The organism is Candidatus Angelobacter sp., assembly GCA_035607015.1.
In the GTDB taxonomy this organism is placed as follows: Bacteria; Verrucomicrobiota; Verrucomicrobiia; order Limisphaerales; family AV2; genus AV2.
Genome location: DATNDF010000349.1, coordinates 1 through 11,757, shown reverse-complemented (window position 1 = coordinate 11,757; position 11,757 = coordinate 1). Strand labels below are relative to the sequence as shown.

Here is an 11,757-nt window from a genome sequence, read left to right as displayed (position 1 = left end):
GAGGCCATCGCCCCGCAGAGCGCCCGCCGCGGTTAGACTCATCTCACTGTCGAGGATCGCGTCAACGAGAATACTTTTGGCAGGCCAACCGCGGTCGTTTATCTTTGTCGCATGAAAAGTCGGATTTGCGCAGGCGTGCTTCTGTTGTCGCTGACAGGGGCGTTCCCGCTGCGCGCGGTCCAGATGGAGCCGCTTTCGGTCGAACAACTGGCCGATCAATCGGCGCTTGTCGTGCGCGGCACCGTTTTAAGTGAAAGCTGCCAGCGCGACCCCGCGGGTCGTATTTACACGAAGGTCGAGTTGCAAGTCGGCGAGGTCTGGAAAGGCTCTCTCCCGACCAATCGCTGCACCATCGTCCACGGAGGCGGAATCCTTGGCGGAGAAAAATCCGTTGTCTCGGGGCAAGTCGATTATGGCATTGGCGAGGAGGTGGTCGCGTTTCTGGTGCTGAACCAGCGCGGCGAAGGCGTCACACTCGGTCTGGCGCAGGGAAAGTTTCATGTCTGGCAGGAACCGGGAACCGGCGAGCGGCTCGTCCGCAATCTGTTTCACGGCGCGCCCGACAATTTGCGAGGCGCGGTTCCCCGAGGCGTCAAGCGTCGGACGGCACAGCGGCTGACACTCACAGAATTGAAACAGCGAGTCCACCGGGGCAATCGATGAAAATCAGAAGGGCATTGCCCCCGCTCATCTTTGTCTCCGGCTTCTGCGCCCGCGCGTTCGTCGTGGATTTGAACAGCACGGGCGACCCGCTGCGCTGGCATCTGGATCCGCTCGAGCCTTCCGATCCGCCCAATGCGGGAGGAGTTCATACGAACGTTGTGAACCCGGTGACGGGGGCGATCCGCTTTTTTCTGGCCTCCGACGGCTTCTCGAATACCAACACTGTGGCCGAACTGAATGCCGTGCGCGCCTCGTTTGCGCAATGGCAGTCGATCACCGGCACGGTTCTGAAATTCGAGGACGCCGGAGTTGTCGCGCCGGGAGTGGATATCAATACCAGCGACAACCAGAATGTCGTGTTTTGGGCGAAAAACAGTACCACCGTGAATGGTGGGATGGACAACATCAGCGGCGCGTTGGGCGTGACGTTCAATTCCTGGTTTCCGGACAACAACGCTCAAGCCGAAGCCGACATTGTGTTCAACGGAGTGCAGTACTCGTGGTTCACCGATTTTAACAATACCAACGCATCGGGCACGCAGATTTTTGTTGAATCGACGGCCCTGCATGAGATCGGACACTTTCTCGGATTGAAACATTCGCCGGTCGGCGGCGCGACGATGCTGTTTCGCGGCAGTGGCGGGGTCAACGCCCAGGCAGGGCTTTCGAGCGACGAAGTTGCCGCCGTCCAGTGGCTTTACGGCACCTCAGGGACGATCACAACGCTGGGCCATTTGCAGGGTCAGGTAACGATGAATGGTTCGGCAGTTTTTGGCGCCGTAGTGCTGGCAGAAGAAGCTTCAACGGGAAACCTTGCCGCGGGAACCGTCACGCATACGAATGGATCTTACGATTTGCCCGCAATGCCACCCGGCCAATATCGTGTGCGCGTCACGCCGCTGGACCCTGTTGGCGCGGCTGACTTCCTGATCAGGGGGCGAGACGTCAGCAACGAAAAGGACGCGGCAGGCAATTTTATTTTTGACGCCGTGCAAACCGCCTTCCTGCCGTCGAACGACGCCGACATTACGCTCGCGGCCGGAACGACCCTCACTCAAAGTTTCACCGTCACCAGCGGCAGTCCGGCATTTCGCATCACGCAGATTCGCACGCCGAGCAATAATTCCGGCTCGTTTAACTGGTCCTCGTTACCGACAACGATCCGTCCCGGTCAAAGCAACCTGATCATCGGCGTGGCGTCCGCCGACCTGCCGACCTCGGGCGCGACTCTTGCCATCACCGGCGATGGATTGACTCTTGGCGCCCCCGCGTTCTCCACACTTTCCGGCCTCAACTTCGTTTCCATTCCCATCAGCGTCGCCGGCAACGCGAGTCCCGGCCTGCGTAGTTTTGTCATCCAGCGCGGTGCCGACCTCGCGTATGCAAACGGGTTCCTCGACATTCAGTCCCTTGTCCCGGATTTCAATTTCGACGGTCTGGATGATCGCTTCCAGCGTCAATACTTCGCCCTTTTCACAGCGTCGGAAGCCGGGCCAGGTGCTGATCCGGACGGTGACACTTTCAACAATCAGGACGAATACATTGCAGGAACCAACCCGACCAACGCGCTTTCGCTCTTAAAAATCGACAGCATCGTAATGAACGCCGGTGGGAGCACGATCGCCTGGCAGAGCGGTCCGGGCAGGAATTACCGGGTCTGGAGCCGGCGCGATGTGGCCAATGATCCATGGCAGACGGTGGGTTCGCCCGTGGCGTCGGGTGGGGCCTCGACTCAGTTCACGGACGCGTCCGCCACAAACGGTTTTCGTTTCTATCGGGTGCAGGCGCTGCCTTGAAAGAGGCCAAACGCGTTCAGGTGCAAGCAAACATCGGGCGTCAAGTTGCCGCGTTATCTGTCGGACGACTTAAGTTTGACTTGGAATTTGGCCAACCTTAGATTGGCCCACGATGTTGGCTGCCGAAACCAAAGCCGTTGCAGTCGCCGCGCCCGCCAAACAACCACCGCATTCATGGAAACAGATTGTGCGGCCTGTTGACCCGTTTTTGACAGCGGTGGCAAACCACCTGGCTGAACAGGTCCATACTTTCACTCCGGAGATTGCGGCCTATGCCCAGTACGCGCTGACAAATCAGGGGAAGCAATTGCGCCCGGCGCTCGTGGCTTTGAGTGGAGGGGCCGTCGGGAAGCCGGACGACAGTCTGGTCACCGTAGCGGTGATCATCGAAATGGTCCATCTGGCTACCTTGGTACATGATGACGTGATGGATGAAGCGTCGCTCCGCCGTCAGCAACCGACGCTTGCCGCGAACTGGGGCAACCAGATTTCTGTCCTGCTTGGTGACTGTCTCTTCGCTCACGCGTTGAAGCTCGCGGCGAGCTTTCCCACAACTGAAGTCTGCCGGGCCGTGTCGGCGGCGACCAAAACCGTTTGCTCCGGTGAAATCCTGCAAACGCACCGGCAGCGGCAGTTCGGCTCCTCTCGCGAGGAATACTTCCGAGTCCTCGAAATGAAAACGGCCGAGCTGTTCGCGTTGTCGTGCGACCTGGGTGCCTGGCTCTGCGGCGCCGCGCCGTCAGAGCGGGCGGTGTTGCGCCAGTTCGGCCTGACGTTGGGCACGGCCTACCAGATCTATGACGATTGCCTGGATGTGTTCGGGTCGGAGGCGCTGGTCGGCAAATCGCTTGGTACGGACCTCGCGAATGGAAAGCTGACGTTGCCGGTGCTGGTGGCGCTGGAACGATCGAGCGTTGCGGATCGGGCAAAACTGGAGAAGCTGATCGGGCACTGGGACGGCGGCTGCCTGCCGCGCGTGATCGAACTGTTGGAGAAATATGATGCGCTCGACGAATCCCGCTGCACCATCCGCCAGTTCCTCGACGCGGCGCGGCAGTGCCTTGCCCCGCTGCCGGAAACGGACAGCCGCATGGCGCTGGACGCGCTCACCGGATTTTTGGAGCAACAAACGGCGGCATTGGGGGTATAATAACTTGCCATGAACGCCAATGTGCTCGAAAAAGCCCCCATGGCATCCGTGGCCCCACAGCCGGCGGTTGATCCCCGGGAGGAACAGCAACTCGTCAAGCGAGCCAAGGCGGGCGACATGGAGGCGTATGGCGGACTGGTGGAGCGTTATCAGGAACGCATCTATGCCACGATTTACCACATGACCTCCAACCACGAGGACGCCAACGACCTCGCCCAGGAGACGTTCATCAAGGCTCACCAGGCGCTCAAGTCATTCAAAGGCGATTCCAGCTTTTTTACATGGGTTTACCGGATCGCTGTCAATAAGACGATAAACTTCCTTAAACAGCGCAAGCACAGGATCCACATGAGCTTGAACGACCTGGATTTCAACGCCGAACATGACGCTGATTTTGTCGCGTTGATATCCGACAAGACCCCGCGGCGGGAGGTCAACCTGATCGAGCTACAGGAGAGATTGAACGCTGCCATGCAGAAACTGTCTGAAATCCACAGATTGGTAGTAACGTTGCATGATGTGCAAGGTATGTCGCACGAAGAGATCGGAAAAATCATGGACTGCAACACGGGAACAGTCCGCTCGCGCCTTTTTTACGCTCGACAACAATTGCAGGCTTATTTATCCGACTACCTGAAGTAATCATGAATTCCTTGCCGGAAGATTTCGACGGGCTGAGAAAGCTGCTTAATCTTAAACGTTACGAACAGCCGCCGCCGGGCTTCTTCAGCCATTTTCCCGACAAGGTGATCACCCGCATCGAAGCGGAGGGTTTGGTTGGCCGCGCCCCGTGGTGGCGGAGATGGGTCCGGGAACTCGACGCGAAGCCGTTGCTCGCCTGTGCCTATGGGCTGGTCATTGTCGGCCTGCTCGTCATCGGACTCGGGGTTACTCAATCAGGTGGACCTGACGAAATCGCATCCCCGGCGTTGGCTAGTCCCTGGTTCGCGCAGGCTCCCCCCTCGACACTTCAAGTCAACGCACAGGTACCGGCCCGACAATTGACCGACAAGACCGCTTCGGAGTCCAGTGTCAACCCGGTCTTCACCGGCAGCGCCCCAAGCTCCTTATTTGACGTAAATCGATTGAGAGTTGAACGGACGAGCTACAACCTCCCGTAGCGGCATATCCTTTCAGGATCGCTCTTGAAGGGTGAAATCAGGATTCCACCCGTCCGTGTTCAGAATTTTTCCATCACGAAGGTCGTGTCCGTTTCGGTCAGATAAAGCCTTCCATCTCTGATTTCAGCCGTCGCGGTGGCCGATTTCTTGGCGTCGTCGAAGGGCAGCCCGCTGGCCTGTGCCTGCAAGGATACTTCATATTTGTCGCCATCCCCTTTCCAGTTTCCGCTCGCCAGCACCACTACGGGGAGTTTCGCGATCTCGGCGGCGATCGCCGCAGGGGTCGGGGGTGCCGCCGCCGCGAGCGGAGCAACGGCAACAGAAGTGGGCGCGGAGCCTGGCGTTGGCGCCGGTGCGGGCGCACGGCGATTCAATCCGTAGCGCTGGTTCATGAGTTGCTGACCTGCGGAGACAGGGGGAGCGGCAACGGGCGCGGGCGCGCGGACTGCAGCCACGGGGCGTCTGGAACCGCCTTCCATGTAGGCTTTCATCTCGCCGACGTATTTCTTCCACATCTGCGCCATATCCTGCCCCTTCAACTTCAGGTTGTTATCCGGTGTCGCGACAAGTGTAAGGTTTTTCTTGGACTCCAGTTCCTGCTTCAGAAGCCTCATCTCCGCGGTGGTCATGTGGCTGCGATGCCTCTTTTCCTGCAGCAATGTCGCATAGGGGTCGAGCTGCCATCGGCCGAGGATCCTTGTGTCCGCGAATTTTGGTGATTCGCCCGTCTTCAAGTACTCCAGCAGATCCTTCAGGTCGGTTTCATTCAGATGTTGGATGATCTCCTGGTTATTGAGTATGGCCTGTGTCTTGGGATTGTCGATGATCTGTGCGACCGGCGCCTGTGTCGCGAGCAGGTTTTGATATTCCGTGTCGTTGGCGATGTCCTGAAACTCCTGGCGTTCGGCAAGCGAAAGAAAGGGAGGATAGGCGGCGAGCCGGCTCTCCAGCAGCCGGTTGTGGTAAAGCAACCCGAGGATGTCCGATGCCTGATAGTACTTTTCCGGCGTTGGATCCAATGCCGACACCGTTTTATCGAGACCGGTCGAGTGCAAGTCCGCGCGCGCCCGATTCAGGTATTTCACAATCCCGGTCTCGTTCTCGCCTGCGGAAACCTGGACGGTGAGGTAACCCAGAACGTAAACGACGAGACCCACGAGAATGGAATAGGCTGCGCCCGCGACCAGCCCGATGCTCACCCCCAATCGCTTATTCAGGCGTTCCCAGCTCAGGCGGTGATAGTCGTCCGTGCGATATTTGTAGTAAAGGTTGACCTTCCAATGGACAATGAACCCCACCGTTATGAAAATGATTGCGATGAAAAAGAAGCTGATGAGCGGCGGAATCAGGATGCTCCAGACCGGGTTTTTCAATCCCACCAAGGGAACCAGTGGTTTGACGACGGGGGCAAGTGGTATGGCCAGAAACACGCCGAGCACAAGGCCCATCAACGGGAATATCATCCGAATCGCACCTTTCGCGTAGCCCAGCGCACCGAACAGGGCGAACAGCAGTACGGCCATTATCCAGATTGTCATGCCCCGAACATAGTTTCAACGCGTCGGAAACGCACGGAAAAAATTTTGCGCCATGGCGCGGATAAATAGGGCCCCCGGAGCGAGGTTCGAAAACCGGCCAGAGTTTGGTTCCCCGACGTTTCAGGTTTACTTTTGAAACAATTTCACTACTTATCCGTCATACTCAACGCTGGCCCGGTGGCTGGCGCGCATTCATTTGCTGAGATGGAAAAACCCGACGTTCCACGGTCGTCCGCCAGACGCAATTTCTTCAAGGAAGTCTGCGCCGTTGCCGTTGGCATTGTCGCCGGACTTGTGCCGGCCGTTTCGGGCCTGCTTGTCTTTCTTGATCCGCTTCGTCGCAAAACGCGGGAAAACGACGCCGTCCTCGTTGCCTCCCTCAATTCGCTGTCCGAAGATGGTGTGCCGCGCAAGTTTTCTGTCATCGCCAGCCACACCGACGCGTGGAACCGCATGCCGCGCGTGCCGGTGGGCGCGGTGTACCTGCGCCGGCTGGGCGACAAACAGGTGCAGGCGTTCAATGTGATGTGCCCGCACGCGGGGTGTTTCGTTGATTACGAAGCGTCAAGAAAAGGCTATCATTGTCCGTGCCATAACAGCAGCTTCTCAACCGACGGCAAAATTGCCGATCCCAAAAGTCCCAGTCCGCGTGGACTTGACGAATTGCAGGTTGAAATCCGCAATGGCAATGAAATCTGGGTGAAGTTTCAGAACTTCCGCGCCGGCGAAAGGGAAAAGATCCCCGTCTGATGAAAGCCCTGTTCGATTGGCTGGACCGCCGCACGGGTTACCGGCGGATCATCGAGTATTCACTCTATGAAAACATCCCCGGCGGCGCGCGTTGGCGTTACGTTTGGGGCAGCACTCTGGTCTTCTGCCTCGCCATTCAGTTCATCACCGGCCTGTTTCTCTGGATGTGCTACAGCCCCAGTTCGCAGACCGCGTGGGAAAGTGTTTATTACATTCAAAACGAAATGGCCGGCGGCTGGCTGCTGCGTGGTATCCACCACTTCACCGCCTCGGTGATGAACGTCCTGCTCGTGCTGCACCTGATGCAGGTGGTCATTGACGGCGCCTACAAAGCGCCGCGCGAAATCAATTTTTGGTTCGGACTGGGCCTGTTGCTGCTTGTCCTTGGTCTTTCGCTGACAGGCTATCTGCTGCCCTGGGACCAAAAGGGATATTGGGCGACGAAGGTGGCGACCAACATCATGGGCATTGTGCCAATGGTCGGTCCCGCACTTCAGCGGCTCATCATCGGCGGGCCGGATTACGGCCACCACACGCTGACGCGATTTTTCGCGTTGCATGCAGGGGTGCTGCCCGCGTGCGTCGTCATGCTCGTGGTATGGCACATCTTTCTGTTTCGCCGCCACGGCATCACCGCCAAGGATCCCAAACGCAAAGCGGACGAGTACTTTTGGCCCGACCAGGTGCTCAACGACGCCGTCGCCTGCCTCGCAGTGCTTGCTGCCGTGCTGTTTCTCGTGCTGCGCCCGTGGCTCTTCCACACCGGCGGGGGGCTGGGTGCCGACCTTGCCGCTCCCGCCGATCCTTCGGAAACCTACTCCGCCGCACGGCCTGAATGGTATTTTCTCTTCCTTTTCGAATTCCTCAAATTCTTTCCCGGCGGCACCGAGATCTGGGGCGCGATCGTCATCCCCGCTTTCGTCATGTTGATCATTTTTCTCATGCCGATCGTCGGACGGTGGAACCTCGGCCACCGCTTCAATGTCGGGCTTTCCTTCTCGCTGCTCGCCGGGGTTGCGTTTCTGACTTTTCTGGCCCTGACCCAGGACAGGCGCGATCCGGCCTTCAAAATCGCTGTTGAAGAAGCCCGTCGCGACGCTGAGCGCGTCAAAGTCCTTGCCCAATCGCCGACCGGAATTCCACGCGAAGGCGCGGTGACGCTGTTGCGCAACGACCCGCTTACCCAGGGCCCCAAACTCTTCGCGAAAAACTGCGCCAGTTGCCACCGCTATGGCGACAACGATGGCACAGGGAACGAACTCAAGGACGCGCCCGCGGCATCCGACCTGAAAGGGTTCGCGAGTCGAGAATGGCTGGCGGGTTTGCTCGATCCGGCGCGCGTTGACAGCCCGCATTACTTTGGCGGCACAAAATTCAAGGAGGGGAAAATGGTGAAGTTCGTAAAAAAGGATGTCGCTGGATTTTCTGACGAGCAGAAGGCCCAACTCCAGAAAGTCGTCACCGCGCTTTCAGCCGAAGCCGCGCTGGGCTCCCAACATGAGCTTGACCAACGCGACGCCGCCCTCGTTGCGGAAGGCAAAACCCTCATCACCACCGAAGGCATGCGTTGCACCGAGTGTCATCAGTTCCACAAGCCCGACGAAGACACGACAGCGCCGGACCTTACCGCCTTCGGCTCGCGCGACTGGCTGATCGCCTTCATTTCCAATCCGGCCCATGCGCGCTTCTATGGCAAACGAAACGACCGGATGCCCGCCTTCGGAGCGGACAAGGTGCTCGACGGCCATGCCATTGAGTTAATCGCCGACTGGCTCCGCGGTGAATGGTACGAGCCGGGCAGATGATCTCCGAAAACAGGAGGTCATACATGCGTCTTCCGTCAGGATGACGGCCCGGATGTGCCCGCGAGGAAATCATTAATATGAGGCGGCGGGTCGCGTCACCGGCAGATCACGCGCTCGCTGCGAGCGCCGCGGCGACGTCAATCTTCCGTCCGGAGTCGTTCAGGATTTGCCCGAGTGCGGAGAGGAACATTTTCACGTTCGCTTTGCTCGAAGTTTCGCCCATCAAACCAACTCGCCAGATTTTGCCTTTGAGCGGGCCGAGTCCGGCACCGACTTCAATGTTGAAGTCGGTCAGCAACCGTTTGCGCACGGCGGCTTCGTCCACGCCGTCGGGCACGGTCACCGCATTGAGCTGCCAGAGTTGATGGCCTTCCTGCGAGGCGATTTGAAGTCCCATTGCCGCGAGACCTTTCTTCAGCGCGAGGTGATTCTGCTCGTGGCGACGGCAGCGGTTTTCGAGTCCTTCCTCCAACACCAGCCGGAGGCCCTCGTGCAGCGCGTAGTTCATCGAGATGGGTGCGGTGTGATGATAAACGCGGTCCTGGCCCCAGTAGGACGCCAGCAGGTTCACATCGAGATACCAGCTCTGGACTTTGGTCTTCCGTTTCGTGGCGGCTTCGAGCGCACGCGGACTGAGTGACGCCGGCGCAAGACCGGGCGGGCAACTCAGACATTTCTGAGTGCCACTATAGACCGCGTCCACCTGCCAGTCGTCAATCCGTACGGGGCACCCGGCCAGAGAGGTCACCGTGTCGAGCACCATCAACGCGCCGGCGTTGTGTGCCAGTTTCGTGATTTCCTCGACGGGAGTAAGCGCGCCGGTGGAAGTCTCCGCATGAACAATGGCAACAAGTTTTGGTTTCACAACCTTCTTGAGGGCGTCCGCGATCTGTCGCGGTTCGATGGCACGGCCCCAGGGCGCTTCGACTTTGGTCACCTTCGCGCCGCAGCGTTCGGCTACGTCCACCATGCGCGTCCCGAACACGCCGTTGACACCGATGATCACGTCGTCTCCGGGTTCGATGAGGTTTACGAAGCAGAATTCCATGCCGGCGCTGCCCGTGCCGCTGACTGGAAAGGTCATTTCGTTCGTCGTAAGAAAGACCTGGCGCAGCATGGTTTTAATCTCGTCCATCATCTTGACGAACACGGGGTCGAGATGGCCGACAAGCGGTCGCGACATGGCTTCGAGGACGGACGGCGCGACGTTGCTCGGGCCGGGCCCCATCAGCAGTCGGGGTGGCGGTTGAAAAGCAGCGAACGATTTCATGCGGGCAGATTAAAGAGTCGGCTGGACGCGAGCAACGAATTTGGCAAGTCTCGAATCCATGAATAACGAGAAACTCCGCCAACAGGAATCCCCGCGCGGATTTCCGTGAATTCGTGGACCAACAAAAATGGCTGACCGGTTCGATACGATCGTCGTTGGTCTCGGCGCGATGGGCAGCGCCGCGGCGTATCAACTGGCCAGACGCGGCAAGAGAGTTCTCGGCCTCGATCGCTTCGAGCCACCGCATTCGTTCGGATCGTCACACGGGAAAACACGCATCATTCGTGAAGCCTATTTCGAGCATCCGCTTTACGTTCCACTCATTCAGCGCGCCTATGAACTCTGGGCCGAGTTGGAACGGGAGACCGGACGTTCGCTCTTGCGACAAACCGGCGGGTTGATGATCGGGCGGCCCGACAGCGCGGTGGTCGCGGGTGCGAGGCGAAGCGCGGAGGAACATCGGCTTCGCCACGAAATCCTCGCCGCGGCCGAAGTGCGCCGACGGTTTCCGGCGCTTCAACCCGCCGACGAAATGATTGCGGTCTGGGAACCGCGGGCGGGAATCCTCTTTCCCGAGGCGTGCGTTGACGCGCATCTCACCCTGGCGCGAAAACACGGCGCCGGTGTGCGCGTGGACGAACCGGCCCTGCGCTGGGAACCAGATGGCGCCGGTGTGCGCGTGCTTACGGCGAAGGACGAGTTTACTGCGGACCAACTTTTGTTGACCGCCGGCAGCTGGATTCCAGCACTGTTGCCAGATCTGAAATTGCCGCTCGTTGTCGAGCGACAGGTGCAATTCTGGTTCAGACCGACGGCCCCGGAGTGGTTTCAGCCGGATCGCTGTCCGATTCACATTTGGGAATGCGAGCCGGGCCGGCACTTCTACGGCTTCCCGGACCTGGGGGAGGGAGTGAAGGTTGCTGGCCATCATGAAGGCGAAGTTGTGAATCCTGATACGATCCGCCGCGACGTATCGCCCCGGGAAGTCGAAGACATGCGCCGCGTTGTGAGGCGGTTTCTTCCCGGGGCGGACGGCGAGCTTTGCTCCGCGGTCGTCTGCATGTACACGAACACGCCGGACCAACATTTCCATATCGATTGGCATCCGGCGCATCCACAAGTCCTCGTCGCCAGCCCGTGTTCCGGCCACGGCTTCAAGTTTTCCAGCGCGATCGGTGAAGTGCTCGCGGGTCTGTTGACCGGCGCGCCGTGCGGTTTCGATCTTGGTTTATTCCGTCATCGTTGGTGAAGTCCGCTCGACAGACCGCCGGAGTTTGGCTAGCCTGGCCGCATGCCAGCCACGCCGGACAATAATGCCTCACAGATTGTTGACGAGCTCCGGGCGATCGTTGGCGATGACGGGGTGGTGTGGAAGCCGGAAGAGCTGCTCGTTTACGAGTGCGACGCCTACACGCTCGAAAAGAAACTGCCAAACTTTGTTGTCCTGCCGAAGTCCACCGCGGAAGTCGTGGCCATTGTCCAATTATGCGCGAAAAGGAATATCCCCTTCATTCCGCGCGGCGCCGGCACGAGTTTGAGCGGCGCAGTGCTGGCCGTGACCGGCGGCGTGATGATCACTCTGTCGCGGATGAACAGGATCCTGTCGCTGGATTCCCGCAATCGACGCGCTCTTGTGGAGGCCGGCTGCGTCAACGCCTGGATAA

The 11,757-nt window shown here is 59.1% G+C and carries 11 protein-coding genes; 9 read left to right on the top strand and 2 right to left on the bottom strand.

Translation table 11 applies throughout. The annotated features are described in order from the left end of the window. Positions 1 to 111: 111 nt before the first annotated feature. From VN887_14045 to VN887_14025, 5 genes are all read left to right on the top strand, one after another. Positions 112 to 663 (top strand): hypothetical protein, encoded by a 552-nt coding sequence (locus VN887_14045; GenBank protein ID HXT41129.1) that lies wholly within the window; start codon positions 112 to 114, stop codon positions 661 to 663. Next, on the top strand, positions 660 to 2,459 hold the full coding sequence (locus VN887_14040; protein ID HXT41128.1) for a matrixin family metalloprotease: 1,800 nt from the start codon (positions 660 to 662) through the stop codon (positions 2,457 to 2,459). The genes VN887_14045 and VN887_14040 overlap by 4 nt, the downstream gene beginning before the upstream one ends. Before the next feature lie 112 nt (positions 2,460 to 2,571). Then, a complete protein-coding gene (locus tag VN887_14035; protein ID HXT41127.1) occupies positions 2,572 to 3,609 on the top strand; it encodes a polyprenyl synthetase family protein in 1,038 nt (345 codons plus the stop codon). Between the two features lie 9 nt (positions 3,610 to 3,618). Then, complete coding sequence (locus VN887_14030) at positions 3,619 to 4,251, top strand: sigma-70 family RNA polymerase sigma factor (protein HXT41126.1); 633 nt, start codon at positions 3,619 to 3,621, stop codon at positions 4,249 to 4,251. Positions 4,252 to 4,253: 2 nt separating this feature from the next. Beyond that, positions 4,254 to 4,730 carry a hypothetical protein gene (locus VN887_14025; GenBank protein HXT41125.1) on the top strand — a complete coding sequence of 159 codons (477 nt, stop codon included), beginning with the start codon at positions 4,254 to 4,256 and terminating at the stop codon, positions 4,728 to 4,730. A gap of 59 nt (positions 4,731 to 4,789) precedes the next feature. Here VN887_14025 and VN887_14020 read toward each other — a convergent pair whose 3' ends face one another. After that, positions 4,790 to 6,268 (bottom strand): CvpA family protein, encoded by a 1,479-nt coding sequence (locus tag VN887_14020; GenBank protein HXT41124.1) that lies wholly within the window; start codon positions 6,266 to 6,268, stop codon positions 4,790 to 4,792. 204 nt (positions 6,269 to 6,472) lie between these two features. Here VN887_14020 and VN887_14015 point away from each other — a divergent pair, with 204 nt between their 5' ends. Beyond that, the gene (locus VN887_14015; protein ID HXT41123.1) at positions 6,473 to 7,018 is read left to right on the top strand and encodes a Rieske (2Fe-2S) protein; all 546 of its coding nucleotides are present in this window, start codon (positions 6,473 to 6,475) and stop codon (positions 7,016 to 7,018) included. Beyond that, positions 7,018 to 8,823 carry a cytochrome b N-terminal domain-containing protein gene (locus tag VN887_14010; protein HXT41122.1) on the top strand — a complete coding sequence of 602 codons (1,806 nt, stop codon included), beginning with the start codon at positions 7,018 to 7,020 and terminating at the stop codon, positions 8,821 to 8,823. The genes VN887_14015 and VN887_14010 overlap by 1 nt, the downstream gene beginning before the upstream one ends. A 106-nt stretch (positions 8,824 to 8,929) precedes the next feature. Here VN887_14010 and VN887_14005 read toward each other — a convergent pair whose 3' ends face one another. Then, positions 8,930 to 10,093, bottom strand: coding sequence for an alanine--glyoxylate aminotransferase family protein (locus tag VN887_14005; protein ID HXT41121.1), 1,164 nt, complete (start codon positions 10,091 to 10,093; stop codon positions 8,930 to 8,932). A gap of 127 nt (positions 10,094 to 10,220) precedes the next feature. On the opposite strand from VN887_14005, the gene solA reads away from it, so the two are divergent. Next, complete coding sequence (gene solA, locus VN887_14000; protein ID HXT41120.1) at positions 10,221 to 11,342, top strand: N-methyl-L-tryptophan oxidase; 1,122 nt, start codon at positions 10,221 to 10,223, stop codon at positions 11,340 to 11,342. A 42-nt stretch (positions 11,343 to 11,384) separates the two neighbouring features. Then, a partial coding sequence (locus VN887_13995; GenBank protein ID HXT41119.1) for an FAD-binding oxidoreductase occupies positions 11,385 to 11,757 on the top strand: 373 nt, incomplete at its 3' end.

Excerpts from the sequence above, each read along its gene's own strand:
- VN887_14045 (HXT41129.1), top strand. The coding sequence starts at position 112 with ATGAAAAGTCGGATTTGCGCAGGCGTGCTTCTGTTGTCGCTGACAGGG.
- VN887_14040 (HXT41128.1), top strand. The coding sequence starts at position 660 with ATGAAAATCAGAAGGGCATTGCCCCCGCTCATCTTTGTCTCCGGCTTC.
- VN887_14035 (HXT41127.1), top strand. The coding sequence starts at position 2,572 with ATGTTGGCTGCCGAAACCAAAGCCGTTGCAGTCGCCGCGCCCGCCAAA.
- VN887_14030 (HXT41126.1), top strand. The coding sequence starts at position 3,619 with ATGAACGCCAATGTGCTCGAAAAAGCCCCCATGGCATCCGTGGCCCCA.
- VN887_14025 (HXT41125.1), top strand. The coding sequence starts at position 4,254 with ATGAATTCCTTGCCGGAAGATTTCGACGGGCTGAGAAAGCTGCTTAAT.
- VN887_14020 (HXT41124.1), bottom strand. The coding sequence starts at position 6,268 with ATGACAATCTGGATAATGGCCGTACTGCTGTTCGCCCTGTTCGGTGCG.
- VN887_14015 (HXT41123.1), top strand. The coding sequence starts at position 6,473 with ATGGAAAAACCCGACGTTCCACGGTCGTCCGCCAGACGCAATTTCTTC.
- VN887_14010 (HXT41122.1), top strand. The coding sequence starts at position 7,018 with ATGAAAGCCCTGTTCGATTGGCTGGACCGCCGCACGGGTTACCGGCGG.
- VN887_14005 (HXT41121.1), bottom strand. The coding sequence starts at position 10,093 with ATGAAATCGTTCGCTGCTTTTCAACCGCCACCCCGACTGCTGATGGGG.
- solA (HXT41120.1), top strand. The coding sequence starts at position 10,221 with ATGGCTGACCGGTTCGATACGATCGTCGTTGGTCTCGGCGCGATGGGC.